This window comes from Microcoleus sp. S13_C5 (assembly GCF_036700845.1).
In the GTDB taxonomy this organism is placed as follows: Bacteria; Cyanobacteriota; Cyanobacteriia; order Cyanobacteriales; family Microcoleaceae; genus Microcoleus.
In genome coordinates this window covers 17,331-40,060 of record NZ_JAUBPR010000038.1, presented here as the reverse complement: position 1 = coordinate 40,060, position 22,730 = coordinate 17,331, and the positions used below count along the sequence as shown (strand labels likewise).

The following is a 22,730-nucleotide window of genomic DNA, read 5'->3' as shown; positions in this document are numbered from 1 at the left end:
ACAACCTATTAAATTTAACTCGAATCACCCTACTTAATCTTTTGTTACATACTGGCGAATTTTCCCACCGACTTACTTAGTTCTCGTGTAAGCTACAATTGCAGACTCCGGCGCGATCGCACTCCATCTGCACCCGCTACCACTAAAACCCTGCAAATCGCGCCCGCAGTGCGACAGAATCGGGATTTGCGGGCTCGCGCAGTACGATCTGGCGCTTCGCCATTTTAGATTTTAGATTTTAGATTTTAGATGTGCAATGACTGAGGACTATCGGGGTAATGTAAAAATCAAAGCATAACCCTTTTATTTGCCACTCCCCTCATGCCTTTGCCGCGCCTGTTAACCTTAATTGCTGCTTTCTGCCTCACCCTGGGGCTGATTATTGGGCTGGTGAGTTCCTTAACAGGGCTTTACAGTCAAGTTGCGTGGTCTGCCTCTCCGCTGCTTGCTAATTTGCTGATTTTCCTGATAATTGTACTTTTGGGAACCCTAATTTTTGCGCTGGTTTACTATTTTAGGCTGCTGCAACGCCCCCAGAAAGTTAAGGGAAAACGGCCGATTACTCCGAAGATTCCTGTTGTCAAAAGTGAAGCAGCTTCGGAAAATCTCAAAGCAATTCGGCAACAAGTCGATCGCATTCAAGATGAAGTAGCGCGGCAAGCTTTGCTGTTGAGAGCTCGCGAAATTGAAGCTAGCATGGCTCGGGGCAGCGTTCGAGTAGTGGTTTTCGGCACCGGTTCTGCGGGCAAAACTTCCGCTGTGAATGCGCTGGTGGGGCGGATGGCGGGACAGGTGGGCGCGCCGATGGGAACTACCGAAGTTGGGGAAACTTACACTCTGAAATTGAAAGGAATCGATCGAGAATTAGCAATTACTGATACCCCAGGTATCTTGGAAGCGGGAGTTGCGGGGACTTACAGAGAAGAATTGGCGAGGCAGTTGGCGGCGAGGGCAGATTTGATCTTATTTGTGTTGGACGGCGATTTGCGAAAATCCGAGTACGAACCGCTGCGGACTTTGGCGGAAATTGGCAAAAGGTCGATCGTGGTTTTTAATAAAGTTGACCTTTATCCCGACACCGACCGAGATGAAATTCTCGATCGACTGCGGCAGCGAGTCAAGGGTTTTGTATCAGCAATGGATGTAGTAGCCATTAGCGCCAATCCGCAAAAAGTTGTACTAGAAGACGGCACAATTTTTCAGCCAGACCAGGATATTATGCCATTAATTCGGCGCGTCGCTGCGATTTTGCGAGCCGAAGGCGAAGACTTAATTGCGGACAATATTTTGCTGCAATCTCAGCACTTGGGAGACCAAGCACGCAAGTTAATTGACGCTCAAAGGAGGCGGCAAGCTGATAAAGCAGTAGAGCGATTTCAGTGGATCGGAGCCGGAGTAATTGCTGTCACGCCTTTGCCGGTTGTGGATTTACTGGCAACAGCAGCAGTTAACGCTCAAATGGTAGTAGAAATTGCCAAGATTTACGGCTGCGAATTAAATATCGATCGCGCCAAAGAATTAGCATTGTCTCTAGCAAAAACCCTAGCAAGTTTGGGAATAGTTGAAGGTGTAATTCAAGTAGTGTCAAGGGCGTTGCAGCTAAGCGTAGCCGGGTTTGTACTGGGCAAAGCAATTCAAGCAGTCAGCGCCGCTTATTTAACCAGAATTGCTGGTAAAAGTTTTATTGAATATTTTCGCCACGACCAAGATTGGGGCGATGGTGGCATCACCGAAGTTGTGCAAAGGCAGTTTCAGTTAAATCGGAAGGACGAGTTTGTAAAAGCATTTGTCAAAGATGCGATCGCCCGCGTTGTCGAACCTCTGAACATTTATCAGCAGGAATCGGAACCCGAATTAGAAATGTCAGCGGAATTGGAACCAGAAATAGAACCAGAACCCTTGTATCAGCCTCCGCAACAAGACGATTGGGAAACTTACAGCAACAAACGAAACGATGAGTGGTAATTAGTAATATCAAATCCGGCTTAAATATCCGCCTAGTTTCTTAGTCCCCCTCTGCTGGGACGAAAGTTGGTCTAGGGTGGGTTTCAACCGCCGAACGATCGAGGCGTAATAAACTAATTTCGCCCCACCAACAAATAAGCCATCATTTCTCCTTTACCTTTAATCTCAACAGCACCGCGCTTTTTAAACAAAAATTTATCTTTTAAACGATCATAAACCTCAGCAGTCACCTGAATTTCCCCCGGAATACCGCTTGATTCCATCCGCTGAGCAACATTTACTGTATCCCCCCACAAATCGTAACTAAATTTAGTTAAACCAATGACTCCCGCCACCACCCCACCACTATTTATCCCAATGCGGAGACTAAAGTTGTGATTGTTTTCGACATTGAAGCTAGCGACAGCAGCTTGCATATCTAGTGCCATTTGGGCGATCGCAAAAGCGTGATTTTCCTGGGGTTCGGGCAAACCGCCGACTACCATGTAAGCGTCACCCATAGTTTTGATTTTCTCCAAACCGTGCCGTAACGATAACTCGTCAAATAGACTAAAAATTTGATTCAGAACTTTCACCGTTTCTGCCGCACTTTTTTGAGAGGCAAAATTCGTAAATCCCACCAAATCGGCGAATAAAACGCTGACCTCCGAAAAGCTGTCAGCAATTATGCTTTGCCCCTCCTGCAAGCGCTCTGCAATCGCTTTCGGCAAAATATTTAATAGCAATTCTTCAATTTTTTCTTTCTGAGACTTGGTTTTTTCCAACAGCAACCGCGTTTCCCTTTCTGCCTGTTCCCGATAGGCGATTTCCTGCTGCAACATCAGATTTTTATCCCTCAGTTGCAATTCTAGTTCCCGCAGCCGCAATTGATTTTCTACCCTAGCGATCACCTCTACGGTTTGAAAAGGTTTAGTAATGTAGTCCGCCCCGCCAGCATTAAAGGCTTTCACCTTCTCAGAAGCTTGTACCACAGCACTCAGAAAAATAATGGGAATGCCACGAGTGCTAGCGCTCGCTTTCAATCGACTGCAAACTTCATAGCCATCCATATCGGGCATCATAATATCCAGCAAAATCAAGTCAGGCTGAGCCAAATCCACAGAATCGAGTGCCTGTTGACCGCTAGATGCAGCTTCTACTTTATAGCCTTTCCTGGATAAGATCAGCTCCAGTAACAATAAATTGTTAAGACTGTCGTCCACAATTAAAATACTGCCTCTTAATTTTTCTGAAGATGGTTGAGTCATCGGCTTGCTACGGGCTTAGTTAAACTTAATAAACTTAAGATTTGTTGAAATTTATAAATTACGCACGGGTGTGTCCAAACCTATTTTTTTTCACTGAAAGACGCATTGCCGAAGACAAGCAAGAGGAAAAAAAACAGGTTTGTGAGGGCATGATTGGCTCCTGAACTCAAATTTATTATACTAATTTGTCAAAACAGCGAAAGCTGGGGCTAAATTTCATATTGCGGATAAATTCGATCGGCCTGGGCGTCGATTGATTGACTGGCGAATTGATTCACTGCTTGCGGCCGGTTTTAAAACAAAAAATATCCCACGAACCCCACTGCTGCAATTTGCACTACAAAAGACAAAAGAGACTACCCGGATACTTTGCAGGGGTAATTTTAGCGAAATTCTGACAATAGCTGGATTCAAAAGTACGATCGACATCGTGGGCGGTAAGAAATGGGCGTGATTTTTTTATCAGATGCTCCCTGAGTCTCCGGTGCCGCATTATATTAAGAAATATAACAAGAATTTTACAGATTGGGGAGACTCCAAGGGGGAGCAAGTCAAACCGAGCGATCGGATCGAACACAATTTTGATAAGATTTAAGATTGACAACAAAATTTGCTATTGTGCGTCCGGGTAAAAACAATGAGCGATCGACCAATTATTCTCGGTATTGTCGGAGACAGCGCAGCGGGCAAAACCACCCTGACGCGGGGAATTGCCCAAGTATTAGGGCCAGAAAATGTCACTGTGATTTGCACTGACGACTATCATCGCTACGACAGAAAGCAGCGGGCCGAAATCGGAATCACAGCATTGCATCCCGACTGCAATCACCTCGACATCATGCAGCAGCATCTCAGCCTGCTGCGTACCGGACAAGCAATTCTCAAACCCATCTACAACCACACCACAGGTACATTCGACCCGCCGGAATACATCAAGCCCAGCAAATTTGTAATAGTTGAAGGTTTGCTGGGTTACGCAACTCGAACAATCCGCGATTCTTACGACGTAAAAGTGTATCTTGCTCCTCCCGAAGAGTTGCGAACTCAGTGGAAAGTTAAGCGCGATATCATGAAGCGCGGTTATACTGAAGAACAGGTGCTTGCAGAAATAAAAAAACGGGAACCGGACTCTGAAGACTTCATTCGTCCGCAGCGCAAATCGGCCGACGTTGTAGTTAGTTTTTACCCGCCAGAAGCGGACAATGAATCGAATTTGAGCGTCCGTTTAGTGCTGAGGCCGACAATTCCTCACCCTGATTTTACTGAAATTTTAGGTCGAGGCAGCGAGAGTTTTAAACCTGCAATTCGCTTGGGACTCGATCGCGATATGGGCAAACCTGTTGACGTTTTAGAAGTAGACTCCCACGCTACCAGCGAGCAAGTAAACGAACTAGAAAAGATTTTGTGCAGCGAGTTGCCACACCTGCGGGGATTTTGCACCGCCCAAGGCAACCCGGAAATTGGCAAACTGATCGGCACAACTGGCGAAGTTTTGCAAAGTTACCCGCTAGCTTTGACGCAGTTGCTAGTTGCATATCACATGATGAAAGCAATTCATGTGTATTAGTTAGTTGTTAGTTGTTAGTTGTTATTTTTTAATTGTTATTAGGTTCTTGGTCATTAGCTTCAAATACTATTACCAATTATGATTAGTAACAAATAACAACTAACCCATGACTAATGGCTCATAATTTGAGAATCTGCAATTTTCCAGATGCCATCCCAATACTCTAAAGTATAGCGAACTACCTTAGTATTAAAACTGCTAGTCTCGACTCTGCCATTTCGGTACACTGTGGCATCTTCGGTGACTTTGACTTCAATAGTGGCTTTATTTCCAGATGCTGCAAAGCGTTCGACGGATTCAACTTTTTGGACACCGTATCGGTACTGAGAATTGCTGTTTATCAGATTGTCCATCGCTTTGACTGTATCGGTATACAAAATACCTGTAGTCATTTTAGCCAGCAATTGGCGATCGAATGGAGGAGCAAATATTTGCTGCTTTGCATCCAGCCACTTGCCAATTAAATCCGAAGCTTGTCCGAGAGTAATATTCGGAGCTTCACTAATATAATTTTCGCAGTAATTTGTTGCTAGCGGTTGTCTGCTACAAGTAATATTTTCCGCTTTCGCGGGCGGAGTCAACCACAAAGGAGTTAAGATAACGAGTAGGATTATCGGTTTCATATCTAAATTCCTCAATCATCCTAAATTGACTGTGTTTAGCCAAAATTAAATTGAGAATTATTAGAAAATAATCTCAACCTATCATTAGTTGGTCAGTAATTGGGTCTACATCATGTAGTGGGGGAATTTCGGAATTTTAATTGTATTATTTTTGTCACAATTGAGAATAAATCCTCGGTGCTCGCCAAGTCGGGTTAGCAGTGCCTAATTGCTGAAGTGGCATGGAGACTGGCAACTGACTTTGAGGTGCGGGCAGCATTTCGCCTCGGAAGTCGAGGAGGGTGACGAGCAGCAGGTAGGCAACTGCTAAAATTATAGAAATCACCCCAGTGATAATAGCAATAATTTTTGAACGATCCATATTCAGCAAATTTTAAGTGCAGCTAATATTAGTTTAACATTAAAAAGAGCAATTATTACTTAACTTATGCAATAGAATATAATCAGGTGCTACTTATTTAGCTTACGAAAATGGAACCTCTTATAGATGCGCCAAATCCCACCGAGATGCCCGGAGCTACGCCAGTGGTGGAAACATTTAATCTGGGGAAGTTCTACCGTACCGGCTTCTGGATGAATGAAAAAATTGAATCGCTCAAAAATTGCACTCTGACTGTCTCTGAGGGCGAAACTTTCGGGTTGTTAGGGCAAAATGGAGCGGGGAAAACTACGCTGTTGAAAACTTTGCTGGGTATAGTGCGGCCCACTTCTGGCAGGGCGCTGCTTTTGGGGAGGCCTTTGGGCGATCGCACCGTGAAGCAGCGAGTCGGCTATTTGCCAGAAAATCCCTATTTTTACGATTATCTCACGGGCTGGGAATTCTTGCAATTTGCGGCGGGGTTATTTCAAATTCCCCCCTCGATTCAGCGACAGCGAATTCCGAATTTGCTAGACTTAGTTGGCTTATCTCAATCGGCGGCAATTAAAAAACAGTTGCGCCAGTATTCTAAGGGAATGCTGCAACGGATCGGCATGGCTCAAGCTTTGATTAACAATCCAGATGTGGTGTTTTTAGATGAGCCGATGTCGGGTTTAGATCCGATGGGACGCTATCAGATGCGGGAGATAATTTTATCGCTAAAAAATCAAGGAAAAACGATTTTTTTTAATTCGCATATATTGTCTGATGTGGAGAAGATTTGCGATCGAGTGGCAATTTTGGCGAAGGGTGAGTTAATCTGCATTGGTGCGATCGACCAACTCCTCGGCAATACTGAAACTTACCGGGTTGAAGGTAGGGGTGGCCACTTGAATATCCTGAAAAAATGGATACCGGATATGGAAGTTGATAATGATTTGTGGTACGGTCATTTGCAGGGCGAGCCGAAGGAGTTTCTTTCTAGTCTGAGCGGTACGGGAGGGCAGCTAATTGGGATGAATTTGGCTAAGCCTAGTTTGGAAGAGTTTTTTATGCAGCAACTGCAAGAAAGAGGAATTTATTCTAGTGGTTGAAGTCAATAAAATCGGCGGCTGAAACTCGGCGGTTAAAACCCGGCGGTTGAAAGCACTACTACACAAATGAAGCCCCTCTTTAAGAGACTCAGAAAACGGAATCTTCGGCCTGTTCCACAACACATCAAGCAGGACTTACGCACCATATCCAGATGTAGGGACTCTTCATCAGCGGGGGCGATTGCCCTACAAAACCCTATATTTAGAGGCTGTGCGTAAGTCCTGTCTCATTGACTGACATCTAAATTCGCCAAGCTGGTAATCGTTCAGATTGCTTGTCAAGTTTGCACACATAAAGTATCCTCAACAGATAGAAGGTAGTAAGGAGCTTTCTTTCAAAAAATCTTTAACCAAAACTAATACTATATCCTGCCTACAAAGTAATGTCTGTAAAGTTTGCTTGCAGCGAAAAAAGTAAGACTTAATTCCGAGAGATAGGTAGCAGCTTACAATCGTAGATTTTTGAAGGGGCGGATATCTGTGTTGTGGGGAGAGACCGGATCTGGGAAGCAGCCCAGATGTATTGAAACTCGATCGCTCAATTATGCCGACTGATTAAAATACAAGTAAGTTTGTTGGCAGGGTGCAAAATGTCTAACATTCAACTCGGCAGTCTGAAGGATAACTATTTCAATATCGATTTCGTTGGTAAGCTCGATTCCACAGACATTTATCGTTTCCATCGTCCTGCTGCAGGCAGTTTCCAAGTCTTGGCGGAAGGTTATAGCGGCGGTCTGAAAATGGAACTGCTCGACAGCCAAGGAAAGCCGATCGAAACTATCTCAACTAGCGACAAAAAGCCCGGAACTCTCAGTACCGATAATTTGGGCGTAGGAGACTATACTCTCAAAGTTTCTCCCATCTCCTCCGACACAACCTATCAGATTAGTCTGGCCGTAAATGACAAATTTGACCCGCTCACGGGTTTGAAGGTTGACTCCGGTTTTTTTACGCCCGATCCTGCCGGTGAAGTAGGCTTTGATTTTCTGTATGATGGCGGCGGATTCAAAGGACAATTAGCCATATTTAGTTTGCAGGGCATGGAGAAATTTACTCCAGGCTCTAAGGAGTTTATCAAGGAAGCTGCAAAAAGGGCTCTGAGTAATTCGGTGTTGGGTCACGTCGTGATTTCTGATATTACAGAAGGAACCGATCCTCAATTTAGAGGCACTTTAGGAAAAGTAAATCTTAACAGCGGCTCCTACAAAGGTGTGAAAAAGTTTGCGATGAATCCTGGAGAAGCATTTGCTGTGATGCTGGTGCCGGATGGCACGGTTAAGGAAGTATTTGATAAACCCGATATTGGCGGCAACAAGAGTCCGCTGTTTTCGCTATCTAGCAGTGACGAGGGTGATGCTTGGCTGTTGGGTCAGGTGGCAGATATTACTGGCGATGGTAAGGCATTTGCGATCGAGGATCGATCGATTACTCCGAAGTCAGATTACGACTACGATGATGTGATTTTCCGTTTGACGGGTGCAACTGGCAAAGCGGTGGAGGTGAAAGAAGTTATCGCTCCGGCTAAGGATTGGACTAAATCTGAAGGCGGTCAGAAATTGATCGATTATGTCACCTCAAAACTGCCTGATGAGCGCAAACCGCCTGCGGATACAGAACCGCCTCCACCCGCACCAACACCAGCACCTGCACCAGCGCCAACACCTGCACCAGCGCCAACACCTGCACCAACACCTGCACCTGCACCGCTACCTGTTCCTGCGCCAACACCAGCACCAGCGCCAACACCTGCACCAACACCGCCTGTAGCCCCACTACCACCTGCGGAGCCAACACCGCCTGTAGCCTCACAGCCACCTGCGGAGCCAAAACCTCCTGTAGAGCCAAAACCGCCTGTAGCCGCAACGCCACCTGTACCCCCAACGCCACCTGCGGAGCCAAAACCGCCTGTAGCCGCAACGCCACCTGTAGCCCCAACGCCACCTGTAGACCCAACACCGCCTGTAGCCCCAACGCCACCTGTAGACCCAACACCGCCTGTAGAGCCAACAACGCCTGTTGATGATACCCAGTTACCGGCCCAAACTCAACCGCCCGCTGAGCCGGAACCACCTCTAGAACCAAAGAAGCCCAGCCTGCCAACAATCGGGATTATCGATACTGGGTTTGCTGCCAACAATCCGGATCTCGACTACTCTAAGGTGACACTGGGGCGCGATCGCATTGACGGTGACAACAACCCTTTAGTGTCGTCTGATGCAGAAAACGAACACGGCACGGCTGTTTGGAGTTTGATTGGCGCTCGCGCAGGTAATAATATTGGCATTGACGGTATTAACGATCGCGCCCCTGTTTGGCTGGGACGTGCCAGCGGTTCCGGGCAGTGGGACTTGTCGCTGACGGATTTTGTCAGGGCAGTTAAGGCACAGGGGCAGCGGAATGCGATTGTCAACCTCAGCCTAGACTTAACTCAAGTTGACGCTGAAGGCACGGTAACGACGCGCTACGAATTGACGCCCAGAGAGCGGGCGGCTTTAGAATATGCTCGTCAGAATGGAGTGCTGGTGGTGGTTGCTGCTGGCAATGACGGCGGTGTGATGTCGGTTTTGGGTCAAGCTTCTCAGGAGTTTGACAATATTATGACAGTTGGGGCTTTTGATGGAGTGCGCCGATCGTCCTATTCCAGTTACGGTTATGGTTTGGATGCTGTAGTTGCCGAGGGGGAGAACGATGTAGATGCGCTTACGGGAACTTCTTTTGCAGCAGCGAAAGCGACTGGTATGGCGTCTGTGGTGTGGGAAAGCAATCCAGATTTGAGCGATCGCCAAGTAATTGATATTCTCAAACAAAGTGCGATCGATGTCAATTTACCGGGTTGGGATCGGAAAACAGGTTTTGGATTGTTGGATTTAGATAAAGCCGTGCAGTTAGCGAAGGAAACTGCACCGCAACAAAGCACTCGCGCCGAATTTGCCACACCTGAAACTTGGGGTTACGAAGGACTCGTAAAACCGATGGAACGAGCTACGGCAGATCGATTTAACGGCAAATCTTACGAGTGGCAATCTTACACGATTAAAGCCGGAGATAGTCTCAGCGAAATTGCCAGAGAAACAATGGGCAGCGCTGCTCCCGATTACTACAAATTCATTGCCAAACACAACAACATTTCCAATCCTAACGTAATTTCTGAAGGACAAAAAATAGAGGTTCCCGTAGAAGTAGCTGCATCTGATGGCGGTGACAATTCGATCGACAAGCCAGAGCAACAGTCACCCGTCATCGTCGGCGGCGCCGCTGGAGCGGCGGCTGGCGCGGCGATCGGGAGTGCCAATTCGATCGAAAAGCCAGAGCAACAGTCACCTAATTCAACCTCTATCAACGGTCACAATATTGCTGGCAAATTCTATCCGGTTTACGACAAGTATCAAAGTGCGATCGGCAAACCCACTTCAGATGTTACCAACTATTCAGGTAATGTCAGGTATCAACTATTTGAGCGCGGTTCGATCGTCAGCAGTGCCAAAGGCACTTTTCCGATTTACGGTGCTATCCGCCAAGAATACTTGAAAACAGGCGGGCTTGATGGTAGGTTGGGAGTTCCCAAGAGTGGAGAGATCGATCGGGGCAACGGTAACAAGATTCAATACTTTGAAGGCGGTCACATCTATTGGAATGGCAACAAGGCGACTGCTTATCAAGAAGGCGATGGTTCCAAAAGATCAAAGGAGGATACTGAGCCACCTCAGTCTAATTTTCCCTTGCCACCTGTATATACTAAAGTTAACTACCTTTCTATTGCTACTCGGTACGGTGAGTACCGTAGTGGTGATGACTGGAACGTTGGTCGTTACAAGAGTGGAGAATCTCTTGGTTTTTGGGACTCTGTTGATGCAAAGTATCAAAAGGGTAAGCTTATTTTTGCCCTTGAGGGTGGCACAATAGCAAAAGGTGGTAATGTCTTGGTAACCATACCATACTATAAAACTTTTGCTGAGGGTAATAATGGTGACGCAGAAGTCGTGCTTAGTCCTAACAATGAACTTTCTCAAGAAGCAAGAAACCATGAAGATTTCAAGAGCAAGTTTGAGAGCATTCGCGATATGCTTAAAAATAAGATAGAGAATGTTGTTGCCCAACTACTTACTGAAAAATCTCTGGGAAATAACGAGAGATTTGAGGAGAAATTAAAGAGTTCTTATGCTTGGGCAAACGATATCGGACCTGTAACTTTTGATGACGGTAATCTTGGAATTATTATTCACGGCACTCAACAAGAAGAGATTGGATTGAGTGATTTTTCGATTGATTATAACCCAGCAAGACCAACAGGTCAAACAATTAAGTGGAAAGGTAATTTTACTTACACCCTATATGATGATTTTGCTTTTTCCGAAGCAGATGGTGAGACAGGTGGTTTAGCGGGGTTAGTTTTAAGTCCTGCTTATGAACTGCAAAACTACGGTGTGGCAAAACCTTACAGTATCAAACTTGTTGTTGAGGAAGCAATAGAAGGGTAAGGGGGACGGCCAATTTTACTAGCATAAAATACTTATCCGTAAAATCGCACAAAGTGATTACCATTTTTAGTTTTCCCAGAAAGAGCGATCGCCTTTGTATTGAGGATTTTTTCAACAAGCAAAATAGCGATCACCCTTTTATCCCTCAATATCCCGATCGCTCGATTTCGAGATATGGAGAAATCTCAATCACTGAAATTTTCGCATTCTCAACTACTGTATTTTCCATAATCGTATTGTGGAATGCCTCAAACTTAGATTGTATCCGCTCAATAATCCGGGGTAAATCGCTCAACGATGCACCTCAAATGACGCAAAATCGTTCCTGAGTGGGTAGTCCGCCCCGAATTATTGAGCGGATACCTTAGATTCATGTTCAGCAATTCTTTCGTAGGGTAAAATCACATGGTAATATTTATTAATTGGCTCTCCCGAATCTGAAAGTTCCACGGCAAGCGAATCTATATTCGGAGATTCTTCGGCTTTCTCGCGATACTCGTCGGCTAAATGTTCCAGGGCGATCGCGATCGCGTGTTCTTTCCTTTGTCCGTAAAAATTCATGCGATCGTCGGGGTGCTCGCTCAGAGATGATGATATCTGACAAAGATATTGCCCATTTTATTGAGCAAAAACGTCTATCGCAATTGTTCCAGTAGTGGGAGCGGGATTTATTTGGGTCATCTGAACCTCCCTATCTGATGAAATAAGGTTTAGGAATTACGTGCTAACTCTATCTGTAAAGGGCGCACGGCGCACCTTACACCTACTTAGGGCTTGTTTAATAAGTTGGGAAAGTAAACACTCTATGGATTGTCTGACCCACAAAAGGTCGTCAGGTGCAAAAAAAACAGCTAAAATAGGTCTGGCTGAATAAGTTAGGGGCAATCATGAGAGCAATTGATTGGTGATTCAAGCCCTATTTACTATCTCCCTGAACGATCCAATCACTCATATAGAATGACGCTGTAGGATAGTTACTCAATAGTTCTATAATAGCAATATTAAGGAGCGCGAGCGCCCTTAATCCCTCCCCGTTCATCCGCCTTCATCTTCGGTTCAAAAAAGAGCGATCGCCCTTAATCCAAAAAGTGCGATCGCCCCTTTCAATTCCTAACCAGAAATCACCTCACTCAAAAGATGAGCCTGAGAACCCTCAAGCCGAGGCCCATGAATCTGCACCACCCTAGAAGCCAAATAATTGCCCCAGCGAGCCGCTTGTGCAGAACTCAAACCGTTAGTAAGTCCAAACAAAACACCCCCTGCAAAAGCATCCCCAGCACCCACAGTATCGATCGCCTTTACCGGAAATCCAGCCACATCAACAATCTGTTTGTTCTCCACCACCATGCAGCCTTTCTCCCCATTAGTAATAAAAGCCAAATCCGAAATCTCGCTCATTTTCCGAGCGCACTCTTTCAGAGATTCCTCCTTAAAAAAGCTCCGAACTTCATCAGCATTGCAAAAAATTACATCGCAATATTCCGAAACCACCTTGTGAAAATCATCAGCAAAGCGATCGACTAAAAAGCCATCCGAAAAAGTAAAAGCCACCTTCACGCCCAGACGCTTAGACTGTTCCATCGTCTCAATGCTAGCCTTTCTCGGATCGGGAGCATCCCAAAGATAGCCCTCAACATAACTGTACTTGCAGTGAGCCAGTCGATCGACATCAATATCAGTCGCAGCCAGAGTAGTAGAAACCCCCAGATTAGTACACATCGTGCGTTCCGCATCCGGCGTAGTCAGCACTACACAAGTACCCGTGGGCTCCTGCGACGACTCAGCAGGATGCACGTTAAAATCAATCCCCGCCGCCAGCAAATCTTGCCGATAAAATTCGCCGTTAGTATCCTTAGCAACCTTCCCTGAATAATACGCTTTACCGCCACTCTGAGCCAAACCAATCATCGTATTTGCTGCCGAACCGCCCGATCGCATTTGCAGCGAATTGTGCTCTAAATCGTGCAAAATCCCCCCCTGCGTTTCCGAATTCATCAGCGTCATCCCGCCGCGATTCAGCCCGTGACCGAGTACAAATTCATCTTCTACCAATGCTAGGATGTCTACAAGGGCATTGCCTACGCCAAACACATCCACGGAACGGGAATCTTGATTGTTTTCTGTCATCAGTAATTTTTGGTTTACACTAATTATCAACTTTATAATAAATCGACTTCAACTCAACATCTATTTTCTTTAATTTATTTTTATCTAAATCCCCAAGCCCAAATCGCTCTCATCGAAAATCCAAAATCTAAAATCTAAAATCGATATGACTGATACTTGTCTCCCACCTCTGATTCAGCAAATGTTGCAGCCCGGATTTTACCCCCACAGCGTAACAGAACCCGTGCAACTAATTCAGACTCATGCCTCTTTTGTTCTCCTCACAGGAGACTATGTTTACAAAATCAAGAAATCAGTTAACTTTGGCTTTTTTGATTATTCAACCTTGGAGAAGAGGCAGCATTTTTGCAATCAAGAACTGCTGATGAACCAGCGCACTGCACCGGAAATTTATCTAGAAGTTTTGCCAATTATTCAAACTGGCGATTCTTTTCACTTGGGCAGCAGCTTACCTGCTATAACTTCTGGCGAAATTGCTGTAGAATACGTGCTTAAAATGCGAGAATTTCCTCAAGATTCGCTCTTGCTCAGTTTGTTGGAACGCGGACTGTTGACCGAGCAACTTATGGCAGACTTAGGGCGGGAAGTTGCCAATTTTCACAGCACGGCAATTAGTAATAGCTACATTCGCAGATTTGGCGAAGTCAGTCAGATTCGCACAGCAATAGATAAGAATTACCAAATTTCGCAAAAATATATTGGCGGGCCGCAGACTCAGAGACAATATCAGGAAACTAAAGATTATAGTGATGCGTTTTTTGCAAAAAATCAAGAGTTATTTAACCTGCGGATTGCCAATAATAAAATTCGCGAGTGCCACGGAGATTTGCACTTGCGGAATATAGCATTCTGGAAAGATAAAATATTACTGTTCGACTGCATTGAATTTAACGAGCCTTTTCGCTTTGTTGATGTTATGTACGATGTCGCTTTTACTGTAATGGATTTGGAATCGCGGGGGCGCAGAGACTTAGGCAATGCTTTTCTCAATACTTACATCGAACAAACAGGGGATTGGGAAGGACTGCAACTGTTGCCTCTGTATTTGAGCCGTCAAGCTTATGTTAGAGCAAAAGTAACTTCCTTAATGTTGGACGATCCTGCTATTTCAACTGCCAAAAAAGCAGAGCTTTCACAGACAGCAGCTAATTACTATAAACAGGCTTGGCAATACACAAAACCGCGCCAGGGAAAGTTAATTTTGATGTCTGGTTTGTCTGGTTCTGGCAAGAGTACAGCAGCTCGATATTTGGCTCGCCGCACAGGGGCAATTCACATTCGATCCGATGCTGTTCGCAAACATTTAGGCGGAATTCCTTTAAATGAACGCGGGGGGCAAGATTTGTACTCGGATGAAATGACCGCGCAGACTTATGGTAGATTGTTAGAGTTGGGGATAATTGTGGCTGACCGAGGTTGGGATGTGATTTTAGATGCCAAGTTCGATCGCCAAAACTTGAGAACCGATGCGATTAATCAGGCTCTATCCCACGGCTTGCCCCTGCAAATTATTTACTGCACCGCACCAATTGAAGTATTGCGAGAACGACTGCAACAGCGCAGGGGCGATATTGCCGACGCGACCGCCGAACTATTGAGTTCGCAGCAAGCAGCTTTTGAACCTTTTACAGAATTAGAGCAAATTTCTGTAAACATTGTAGATCCCCTGCAAGACTTAGAGGTACAATTAAACTTGATTGGTGGGGAGTAGTTGGAGTTCGATCGTTCTTCCCAATTTGATTGTCTGCTAATATTGTAAATATCTTTCAGTTTTATTACAAAAAAAAGTTGCAGCTCATGCCAAAATTTACTGGAGACTCCAAGGGGTTTAGCCCCGCGCTGATATGGTTTGTGTTGTTTACCGTTGGGTTTCGCTTAGTAGGATGTACGCTGCCCCTGAGTCTCGGCCTGGGTGTCATCGGCGGCGTGGCAGCAGGTTTAATTGTCGCTTGGTGGCACAACGAATTACTACTCAACCCGAATATGAATTCCAAGGACAAAACCTCGGATGCTATCCTCAATAAAGAAGTAGTGCAAACGGACGGCCATAAATATAGCAAAACCTCTAGGACGGATGCTGCTACATTGTTTGGCTGGTTATCTGGACCAGAGGATCGTCGCTAGCACCGAAAATATTTTTGAGTATTGAGTTGTAAGCTTTAAGTTAAAGAGTTCATAATTCACAACTCAATATTAAAAATTAACCACTCCCGCCACCTAAATTACTAATTACAGATTAGCCATTAACGAAAGTCAATTACCAATCACCCATTCCCGCTAACGAGCAATTTGAATTACTTGCTTAATGTTTTTATTTCTATCGAAACTCCTGCCGCTGTTTATTTATCCTTTGGGGTTGAGTTGCCTGTTAATGATGGCGGCTTTAATCACACTTTGGAAGCGTCCCAAATGGGCGGCGGTGCCAATTGCTGCGGCTCTAATTATTTTACTCCTCGGAAGTAGCGGTTGGGTTTCAAAATCCTTAGTTCGATCGCTCGAATGGCAAAACTTACCCACCGCCGAACTCCCCCAAGCTGAAGCGATTATCGTCTTGGGTGGCGGTGTCAAAGCAGCTTTACCTCCCCGTCCTTGGGTAGAATTAGGGGAAGCGGGCGATAGAATAATCTATGGTTCCCGACTTTACCGGCAAGGCAAGGCTCCCCTGCTCATTCTCAGCGGCGGTAGAGTAGATTGGGAAGGTGGCGGGCCTCCCGAATCGGCAGACATGGCAGAAATTGCCCAAACAATAGGTGTACCCGCATCAGCAATTCTGCAAGACGCCGATTCACAAAACACCTATCAAAATGCTGTCAACGTGCGGCAAATTTTAGATGCTAAAGCTATAAAAGGGCCAGTTTTGCTAGTGACATCGGCGATGCACATGACTCGATCACTCTTAATTTTCAAGCGTCAGGGAATCAAAGCAATTGCCGCACCAACAGACTTTCAGATCACGCAGCAGGATATCGCAGCATCCCAAAGCAATTGGCAAGCAGTCGCCTTGGATTTATTGCCGGATACCTATCAGTTACACCAGTCAACTAAAGCTTTGAAAGAATACATCGGCTTAATCGTTTATCGTCTGCGGGGATGGCTTTAACAGAATTTTAGATTTTAGATGTGGGATTTTGGATTGAAGAATTCAAGTAGTCTCAACCGTGAAGTCACTTCCAAAATCCAAAATTGATTGAGTGTGCTAGCTTAAAGTCATTAGAGCCAATATTAGCCACAGTCGCCCCTAAACAATCATGCTGCCCCACGAGTTGCAAAACATTGCCCCAGAACCGACTCCCGCGGCCGAAATTTTTCAGAGACACCAAATTGTCCGCGAGTTTTACGATGAAATTAAGTACCGTCAAGAACTAGAACTTCACTGCCAGTGGTATTACGCTACAGCCAAGCAGCATCAGCAGGAATTGCAGAAAATGCAGGGAGATTGGAATATTTTAGGTTGGTTTAGCCGGGGACGGTCGAAAAATTAAGGGTTAAATAAAAAAGATGGTTTGTAGTAAGGACTTTAGCCCCGCCGATCGACTAAAAGCCACAGAAAAAAATGAACTCCTCACTACAAACTCTACAACAGTTATATGACCCCCGCCCAAAAACGGATAATTGCTTTCCGACAGGAGTCACGATCATCAAAAAATTTTAGATCCTAGTTCAAGCTTCCAGATTCATCTGTGGAGTAAATCTAAAATCTAAAATCTAAAATCTAAAATCGACTGACCGGATTTGATATTGTCTTGGGACTCCGGCTTCAACTTTTGAGAAAGCTAGACTTCCGAAGATATCAATTCGACCTCATCCTCTTTCAGGTGAGCTCGAAATTTTTTGTCAAATTGTACTAGAATCGGCCAATTAGCACTGACAGGTCGGCCGTGCCATTCGTGAACGATCGCCACGACTTCTCCTTCCATACCCTTAAGATCGAATGGTTGACTGCGATTTTGAGGGTGGTGGTAGACAACAACAGAGTTTTTAATGCAAACGCGATCGCCAACTTTCATAAATTTAAACTTAGTGTTCTTTCTTCCAAACTATACAAAGCGTGCAAGTGTAGAACACCTGTACGCTTTGGCGACAGTCTTTTTATCTTCCCACAGAAGTAGACCGAAAACTCATAGGACTTACGCACGGGTGGTCAGAAACCGGGTTTTTACGAAAATCCTGCGCCGTAGTCCGCAGTCAGGGTAAAAAACCCGGTTTCTTCAGTCTCCCTGCGTCCAGAACCGACTCAAAGAAAATTAGCGGTTGTCTGTCGGTATAGCAACCGCCACATCGGGCGCGGACATAAATAAGCTATAGACTTTACCGAACTCGTACACCGAGTTGCCGATCCCAGTGGAGGGATTTGGCTGCTTTGGCAAGCGGAGCTTCGGGGATCTGCCCCACGGATACGCCATAGTGCCAATTGGGTGGGCAAATGGCGATGTAGCGGGCATAGCCGCCTAATCCCCCCTGTAATTTGGGATAGCCGATCGTCACTAAGGCTCCTGTTTCGGGCACTAGATCGAGATTGGCCACTCCCTCGGCCTGAGTATAGCCATTTCTGAGTAACCAGGCTTCTCCTTCCAGCGTCGGCGTACTATCGGTATCTAGGGGTTCATGACCGTGAAACAGAATTTTACGCTCTAGATGCAAAAATTTCAGAGCATCCAGCGAAACACCCGGAAAATCGGTGAGGGTTGCCAGTTTAGGATTGGGCCATTCTTTCGACCAATCTGAACGGACAAATACCACCGATCCTTCCGGAATTCTGCCGTTTTGCCGTTCCCAAGTCAGAATATCCCGCACTTGCAGGGAATAATTTGGCTCGTGAGCCACCTTCTCCTGAATCGGAATAACCACTAACGGACGGACGGCAAAAGTGGGTGGTAACTCGTCAATTGCAGGATAGTCAGGATTCCAGTGGGCCGGGGGATCTAGTTGGGTACCCAGTTGGTCGGTAGGCAGATCGTAGTGTGTTGCTTCAAAGCCATCGGCAGCATAGGTGTAAGCTTTGCCCGTTTTGGGGTCTGTGGTGGCTGAAAATTGAGGCTGTCCAAAACCCGACCAAACAGGGATGGTTGGCGTAATGGTATGGGTGAGGTCTACGTATTTTGCTGATTTTAGTGACTGTTGATAGACTTGCCAGAGTGGGGGGTTAGGAATTGGCTGAGCAATGGCGATCGACCAAGAAATGATTGCACAAAAGACAACAATAAATCCTAAGAATCTAAATCTTTTCATGACTGTTTCTTCGAGTTATACCAACCGTTTTCGTCGGTTAGGAGGGAAGAAAGCGCAACACATTCAAGGGTCGCATCTCTGAGGCTATCAAACTGATCCTTGTGTTTGCGAATTCGACTCTCGGCAGCAAAAGCGAGTAGTTCTAATTTATGCCATAACCGACGAAAGCGGTTGCTATAGGTTCGATCGCCCGCCGCGAGCCCGGGAAGCCTATGGGCCCATCGATCCTCGGTCGATCCGGCGCAGGCCCGATCGAGATTTAAATCTCGATCGGGCGGATTCTCAAGGGCGGGAATTGATGCAGGCTAATCGGGAAACTATTTACTTAACTGATTTAACCAACACTCAACATCAACGGCCAAGGTTTGACCCAACTCCAGCAACTGCCGGATCGAAGACAAGTCCCAGCCGGCGCCGGAACCTGCAATCCCCAAGGCAACGGCAGCGACCACACTGTCGCCCTCCGAGGCATCTTGCAGTTGCAGCCAGCCCAAACACAGAGGCACAATTTGACTGTACAGAGAATCGAAATACAGTTCCTGCGATCGATCCAGACACAAACCCAGACTCAGCCGATCGCCCACCGCAATCAAACGCTCGATCGTGCGGATATCAGCTTCTAACTTGACAGGCGAGCGATCCTCCATGCCCGGTCCTGCTTGCAGCAGCGCCTCTAGCGATCGCCAAACCAGCCTTTCCAAAATTTGCTTGACTTCGGGAACGTTCAACCGACAGCGGAGATGGCCGCTTTCAGTGGCGATCGCCTCAATTTCGGCCAGCAGCGACTCCGCGTCCTCGGTTTCCTGTTCCAGGGCCTTCGCCGCCGTCAAACAGCGGTGTCCCAAAGCCACCTCAGCAGCCACCTGCAACTCTACCGGCACCTGCAGATCGTCGCGGTGGAACGCCATTATCACCCCGTAATTTTCCCGGTAAACCTGAGTGTAAAGCTGATCCAACCGAGTCAAATTTTCCTGACTCAGCAACTGCACGATCCGGTGGCGTTCCTCAGCAAATAAATCCCGCAAGCTAAAGGACTGATCCCCAAACAGGCGGACCATTTCCAGAATCGCGTGGGCCGCCGAAGCTTCTTGCAGAACTCCAAACAACCGCTCTTTGAGCATAGTGTAAGACCGGCGGCTGCCAAAAGGCTGAATGCAGCAGTGGAAGTCCCAGCCGCCGAGGTGGAACGCAGCAAACACAAAAACCTCTGTTTCCCGCGTAATTTCCGAGGTTAACTGCAATTGACCCACAGCCAGAGTCATCGAGCCCATGCGCTGAATTTGGAAATCTTGCTGCTGGGCCTGATAGCAGTAAAGTCGCTCTTCGCGGGAATATTTGGCAAACAGAGAACTGATTGCGTAGTGGGCTGCTACCTGTCTGAGACTAATTTGGGCTGTCACCACAAGTTTGCGGTAAACTTCGGCCCCTGTTTTGAAATAGTCAACGTTGCTGGGTACGAGGGCTAGTCGATCAACAAAATCCTTTTCTAGCTGGACGCCGGTAACTTCGCCCGCCAATTCCAGCGCCCGGGCCGCGTAGCGCAGAATTTGCACGCCTTCTGGCCGCGAGATTTCTTCAAAAAACCAGCCGCAGCTAGTGAACATTAACAGGGTGTGGCGCTGCATTTCCAGCAGTCGCAGGGCGTCCACCTGTTCTCCGGCGTCGAGGGGGCGCACTTGATGGCGTTCCAGGAAACTATCAACATTAGTGGGCGATCGATCCCGGATAACCTCAATATATTCATCTCTGGCCTTCCAGGGATCGGACAACAGCTTGCGCCCCGCTTCTTCGTAAATCGGAATCAGTCGATCGCGCAGCCAATTCAGAGTATCCCGCAGAGGGCGGCGCCATTTTTGGTTCCACTCGCCACCGCCACCGCAGCCGCAATCCTCTTGCCAGCGATCGACGCCGTGAGAGCAACTCCAGGCCGTCACGGGTTTGAGTTCCACTTCCCAAACGCTCGGATTTTGACTTAAATAATGAGCAAAATTCGTCACCGTCCAGCCTCGACGGGGAAACTCTTCTGTGAAGGCGTAGGCGAGGCATTTTTCGGTACTGTGTTTGTGGTGGCCGAAAGTTTCGCCGTCCGTCGCCACGCAGATTAATTGAGCCGGTCGGTGGTCTCCCCGCACTGCTTGACCCAAGCGCCCGGCCAGGTGGTGGCTGCTGCTGAGAACGTCATTGAAGCCCATATCCCGCGAGATCGGGCCGTCGTAGAAAAAGATATCGATGTAAGGAGTGTTGGCAGGTGGGGCTTCGGAATTTTGGGAGTGCTGGCGGCCAAAATAGTGAGTGCTCAGCGGCGAGAGTTGGTGGTCAGCCATCAATCGCATTTCTGGCTTCAAATAGCAGCGGTAAGGGCGAGTCGGATCGATTTGACCCCCGCCGACTTCGTGCCATTCGGAATTATGCCCTGGTTCCCCTTCGTGGTTTTGCCCGATTACCGGGCGGCAGCGTTCGGCTTGGGAGGGGGCTAAGACAATGAAGCGGATGCCTTCAGCGACTAAAACTTCGAGGGTGGCGTAGTCTACGGCGGTTTCGGCGAGCCACATTCCTTCGGGATCGCGATTGAATCGGGAGCGAAAATCTGCGATCCCCCAGCGAATTTGGGTGTATTTGTCTCGCTCGTTAGCGAGGGGCATGATGATGTGATTGTATACTTGGGCGATCGCGTTGCCGTGACCGTTGAGCCGCTGACAGCTTTTGCGATCGGCTTCCAGAATCCGCTGGTAGACTTCCGCGTCGTAGCGTTCCAGCCAGCTCATCAGGGTCGGCCCGATGTTGAAGCTCATATACTCGTAGTTGTTGACTATCCCCGTGACTTCGCCGCGATCGTTGAGTATGCGGGCAAAGGCGTTCGGGCGGTAGCACTCGATGTCAATGCGTTCGTTCCAGTCGTGCGCGGGAGAGGCGCTGGGTTGGCGTTCGATCGCGTCCAGGTAAGGATTTTCCCGGGGTGGCTGGTAAAAGTGACCGTGAACCGTCACGCAGACCCCAGTTGCTGCAGCCACGCTGGTTTGGGTTGCAGCCGTTACGGTTGGTGAAGGCAAAGGTAGCACATCGGATTGAGTTGTAGAAATCGAAACCATGCGGGCAAATCCTCACTCAAGTAGTTAAAGACAATAAAACGAGCCTAATTAGAAACTGAAACCTTACGCAGCAAGAGTTACAGCTAGGCATCTGTTAGGACTAAATTTGGCTGACAAGTTTTGATACATTTGTAGTATTGCGAGCAAAGCATTCGTTCCAAGATGCCAACCGTCGATCCCTGGGTTTTTTGCCAATGCTTTGCTGTTGAAAGAGTTAAAAAATGTAGCTTTTGCTGCTTTTTGGCACTTGCGACCCATTTCGGGTTAGTGCTTGCAGCACTGCTCATTGAGAGTTTCATTTACCTTGCTGGATTGTAAAGTCTTATTCATTAAATAGCAACTTTTGCCGGAAAGATTTAATTTTTGGCACTAAATCTTGGCGGTTGGGGATATCGGTTTAATGCCCGATGGATTTATAGAATAAGAGTATTGCCCGAGTTTCGCATCATACTTTAGGTGCTTTTTACCTAAGTCCTGGAGAAGTTAGGCTAGTTGGGTTAGGGCGGGGCTGATTTGCTGCAAATGTACTTTCCAGAAGAGATGCAACACTGGTGCGGAGTCAAATGGCAACAAAAAAGCAAAACGGTAAGTGTTATATTTTAACGCCTGAGAGGTATGTGGGGGCGGAGGCGGAGGCATTGGAGGAGGAGGAGGGTTTGGACGAGAAGATGCTGCTTTTGACGGCGAAGTGGGAAAAAAACTAGGTTTCTGGCGATCGTCTTGTGCAAGCACCTCTTGCAGAAATTCCTTGGGGGCATAATCTCCGCATTCTGAATGCTGTGAAAGCTCCTGTTGAGCGCGAGTGCTACATTCGCTATACTATCAAGCAAGGATGGAGTCGAAATGTGTTAGTTCATCCTATCTGATGAATCAGGAGAAAACCTGCTGGTTTGCAGTTATTCGTGAGGTGAAATCACCAAGTATTTTTTTAAATAAAATCTAGTTAAACAAAG

19 protein-coding genes are annotated in these 22,730 nt (G+C 46.8%); 10 read left to right on the top strand and 9 right to left on the bottom strand.

Annotated features, from left to right (window positions below):
* The first annotated feature begins 321 nt into the window (after nt 1-321).
* Nucleotides 322-1,965, top strand: coding sequence for a GTP-binding protein (locus QUA04_RS12850; protein ID WP_333257611.1), 1,644 nt, complete (start codon nt 322-324; stop codon nt 1,963-1,965).
* A gap of 113 nt (nt 1,966-2,078) precedes the next feature.
* Here the strand turns inward: QUA04_RS12850 and QUA04_RS12845 are convergent, their stop codons facing one another.
* Nucleotides 2,079-3,212, bottom strand: coding sequence for an adenylate/guanylate cyclase domain-containing protein (locus tag QUA04_RS12845; RefSeq protein WP_333257609.1), 1,134 nt, complete (start codon nt 3,210-3,212; stop codon nt 2,079-2,081).
* A gap of 637 nt (nt 3,213-3,849) precedes the next feature.
* Here QUA04_RS12845 and QUA04_RS12840 point away from each other — a divergent pair.
* Nucleotides 3,850-4,779 (top strand): phosphoribulokinase, encoded by a 930-nt coding sequence (locus QUA04_RS12840; RefSeq protein WP_333257606.1) that lies wholly within the window; start codon nt 3,850-3,852, stop codon nt 4,777-4,779.
* Nucleotides 4,780-4,889: 110 nt separating this feature from the next.
* Here the strand turns inward: QUA04_RS12840 and QUA04_RS12835 are convergent, their stop codons facing one another.
* Both QUA04_RS12835 and QUA04_RS12830 read right to left on the bottom strand, forming a co-directional pair.
* The gene (locus QUA04_RS12835; RefSeq protein WP_333257604.1) at nt 4,890-5,402 is read right to left on the bottom strand and encodes an ARC6/PARC6 family protein; all 513 of its coding nucleotides are present in this window, start codon (nt 5,400-5,402) and stop codon (nt 4,890-4,892) included.
* Nucleotides 5,403-5,556: 154 nt separating this feature from the next.
* On the bottom strand, nt 5,557-5,763 hold the full coding sequence (locus QUA04_RS12830; protein ID WP_333257601.1) for a hypothetical protein: 207 nt from the start codon (nt 5,761-5,763) through the stop codon (nt 5,557-5,559).
* Nucleotides 5,764-5,873: 110 nt separating this feature from the next.
* Here QUA04_RS12830 and QUA04_RS12825 point away from each other — a divergent pair, with 110 nt between their 5' ends.
* Both QUA04_RS12825 and QUA04_RS12820 read left to right on the top strand, forming a co-directional pair.
* Nucleotides 5,874-6,854 carry an ABC transporter ATP-binding protein gene (locus QUA04_RS12825; protein WP_333257598.1) on the top strand — a complete coding sequence of 327 codons (981 nt, stop codon included), beginning with the start codon at nt 5,874-5,876 and terminating at the stop codon, nt 6,852-6,854.
* A 590-nt stretch (nt 6,855-7,444) separates the two neighbouring features.
* Complete coding sequence (locus tag QUA04_RS12820) at nt 7,445-11,332, top strand: S8 family serine peptidase (protein WP_333257595.1); 3,888 nt, start codon at nt 7,445-7,447, stop codon at nt 11,330-11,332.
* A 145-nt stretch (nt 11,333-11,477) separates the two neighbouring features.
* On the opposite strand, the gene QUA04_RS12815 is transcribed toward QUA04_RS12820, so the two are convergent.
* From QUA04_RS12815 to QUA04_RS12805, 3 genes are all read right to left on the bottom strand, one after another.
* On the bottom strand, nt 11,478-11,627 hold the full coding sequence (locus QUA04_RS12815; RefSeq protein ID WP_333257590.1) for a hypothetical protein: 150 nt from the start codon (nt 11,625-11,627) through the stop codon (nt 11,478-11,480).
* 53 nt (nt 11,628-11,680) lie between these two features.
* Nucleotides 11,681-11,893 carry a hypothetical protein gene (locus tag QUA04_RS12810; RefSeq protein ID WP_333257587.1) on the bottom strand — a complete coding sequence of 71 codons (213 nt, stop codon included), beginning with the start codon at nt 11,891-11,893 and terminating at the stop codon, nt 11,681-11,683.
* 549 nt (nt 11,894-12,442) lie between these two features.
* The gene (locus QUA04_RS12805; protein ID WP_333257583.1) at nt 12,443-13,459 is read right to left on the bottom strand and encodes an adenosine kinase; all 1,017 of its coding nucleotides are present in this window, start codon (nt 13,457-13,459) and stop codon (nt 12,443-12,445) included.
* 145 nt (nt 13,460-13,604) lie between these two features.
* Between QUA04_RS12805 and QUA04_RS12800 the strand changes: the two genes are divergently transcribed.
* The 4 genes from QUA04_RS12800 (at nt 13,605) to QUA04_RS12785 (ending at nt 16,941) form a co-directional block, all read left to right on the top strand.
* The gene (locus QUA04_RS12800) at nt 13,605-15,170 is read left to right on the top strand and encodes an AAA family ATPase (protein WP_333257580.1); all 1,566 of its coding nucleotides are present in this window, start codon (nt 13,605-13,607) and stop codon (nt 15,168-15,170) included.
* An 86-nt stretch (nt 15,171-15,256) separates the two neighbouring features.
* The gene (locus QUA04_RS12795) at nt 15,257-15,583 is read left to right on the top strand and encodes a hypothetical protein (protein ID WP_333257578.1); all 327 of its coding nucleotides are present in this window, start codon (nt 15,257-15,259) and stop codon (nt 15,581-15,583) included.
* Between the two features lie 181 nt (nt 15,584-15,764).
* Nucleotides 15,765-16,559, top strand: coding sequence for a YdcF family protein (locus tag QUA04_RS12790; RefSeq protein ID WP_333257576.1), 795 nt, complete (start codon nt 15,765-15,767; stop codon nt 16,557-16,559).
* A 148-nt stretch (nt 16,560-16,707) separates the two neighbouring features.
* Complete coding sequence (locus QUA04_RS12785; RefSeq protein ID WP_242722513.1) at nt 16,708-16,941, top strand: hypothetical protein; 234 nt, start codon at nt 16,708-16,710, stop codon at nt 16,939-16,941.
* Nucleotides 16,942-17,232: 291 nt separating this feature from the next.
* Here QUA04_RS12785 and QUA04_RS12780 read toward each other — a convergent pair whose 3' ends face one another.
* The 3 genes from QUA04_RS12780 to QUA04_RS12770 form a co-directional block, all read right to left on the bottom strand.
* On the bottom strand, nt 17,233-17,466 hold the full coding sequence (locus QUA04_RS12780) for a ferredoxin-thioredoxin reductase variable chain (protein WP_333257573.1): 234 nt from the start codon (nt 17,464-17,466) through the stop codon (nt 17,233-17,235).
* A gap of 301 nt (nt 17,467-17,767) precedes the next feature.
* Entirely contained in the window at nt 17,768-18,688 is a 921-nt protein-coding gene (locus tag QUA04_RS12775; protein ID WP_333257570.1) for a cyclase family protein, read from the bottom strand.
* A gap of 317 nt (nt 18,689-19,005) precedes the next feature.
* The gene (locus tag QUA04_RS12770; RefSeq protein ID WP_333257567.1) at nt 19,006-21,777 is read right to left on the bottom strand and encodes a DUF3536 domain-containing protein; all 2,772 of its coding nucleotides are present in this window, start codon (nt 21,775-21,777) and stop codon (nt 19,006-19,008) included.
* A gap of 563 nt (nt 21,778-22,340) precedes the next feature.
* Here QUA04_RS12770 and QUA04_RS12765 point away from each other — a divergent pair.
* Together QUA04_RS12765 and QUA04_RS12760 are read left to right on the top strand one after the other, a co-directional pair.
* Nucleotides 22,341-22,481: a hypothetical protein gene (locus QUA04_RS12765; protein ID WP_333257564.1), complete on the top strand. Its 141-nt coding sequence runs from the start codon at nt 22,341-22,343 to the stop codon at nt 22,479-22,481.
* A gap of 18 nt (nt 22,482-22,499) precedes the next feature.
* Nucleotides 22,500-22,643, top strand: coding sequence for a DUF1016 N-terminal domain-containing protein (locus QUA04_RS12760; protein WP_333257561.1), 144 nt, complete (start codon nt 22,500-22,502; stop codon nt 22,641-22,643).
* Nucleotides 22,644-22,730 lie beyond the last annotated feature (87 nt).

Coding starts and splice junctions, on each gene's coding strand:
- QUA04_RS12850 (WP_333257611.1), top strand. CDS start 322: ATGCCTTTGCCGCGCCTGTTAACCTTAATTGCTGCTTTCTGCCTCACC.
- QUA04_RS12845 (WP_333257609.1), bottom strand. CDS start 3,212: ATGACTCAACCATCTTCAGAAAAATTAAGAGGCAGTATTTTAATTGTG.
- QUA04_RS12840 (WP_333257606.1), top strand. CDS start 3,850: ATGAGCGATCGACCAATTATTCTCGGTATTGTCGGAGACAGCGCAGCG.
- QUA04_RS12835 (WP_333257604.1), bottom strand. CDS start 5,402: ATGAAACCGATAATCCTACTCGTTATCTTAACTCCTTTGTGGTTGACT.
- QUA04_RS12830 (WP_333257601.1), bottom strand. CDS start 5,763: ATGGATCGTTCAAAAATTATTGCTATTATCACTGGGGTGATTTCTATA.
- QUA04_RS12825 (WP_333257598.1), top strand. CDS start 5,874: ATGGAACCTCTTATAGATGCGCCAAATCCCACCGAGATGCCCGGAGCT.
- QUA04_RS12820 (WP_333257595.1), top strand. CDS start 7,445: ATGTCTAACATTCAACTCGGCAGTCTGAAGGATAACTATTTCAATATC.
- QUA04_RS12810 (WP_333257587.1), bottom strand. CDS start 11,893: ATGAATTTTTACGGACAAAGGAAAGAACACGCGATCGCGATCGCCCTG.
- QUA04_RS12805 (WP_333257583.1), bottom strand. CDS start 13,459: ATGACAGAAAACAATCAAGATTCCCGTTCCGTGGATGTGTTTGGCGTA.
- QUA04_RS12800 (WP_333257580.1), top strand. CDS start 13,605: ATGACTGATACTTGTCTCCCACCTCTGATTCAGCAAATGTTGCAGCCC.
- QUA04_RS12795 (WP_333257578.1), top strand. CDS start 15,257: ATGCCAAAATTTACTGGAGACTCCAAGGGGTTTAGCCCCGCGCTGATA.
- QUA04_RS12790 (WP_333257576.1), top strand. CDS start 15,765: ATGTTTTTATTTCTATCGAAACTCCTGCCGCTGTTTATTTATCCTTTG.
- QUA04_RS12785 (WP_242722513.1), top strand. CDS start 16,708: ATGCTGCCCCACGAGTTGCAAAACATTGCCCCAGAACCGACTCCCGCG.
- QUA04_RS12780 (WP_333257573.1), bottom strand. CDS start 17,466: ATGAAAGTTGGCGATCGCGTTTGCATTAAAAACTCTGTTGTTGTCTAC.
- QUA04_RS12775 (WP_333257570.1), bottom strand. CDS start 18,688: ATGAAAAGATTTAGATTCTTAGGATTTATTGTTGTCTTTTGTGCAATC.
- QUA04_RS12770 (WP_333257567.1), bottom strand. CDS start 21,777: ATGGTTTCGATTTCTACAACTCAATCCGATGTGCTACCTTTGCCTTCA.
- QUA04_RS12765 (WP_333257564.1), top strand. CDS start 22,341: ATGGCAACAAAAAAGCAAAACGGTAAGTGTTATATTTTAACGCCTGAG.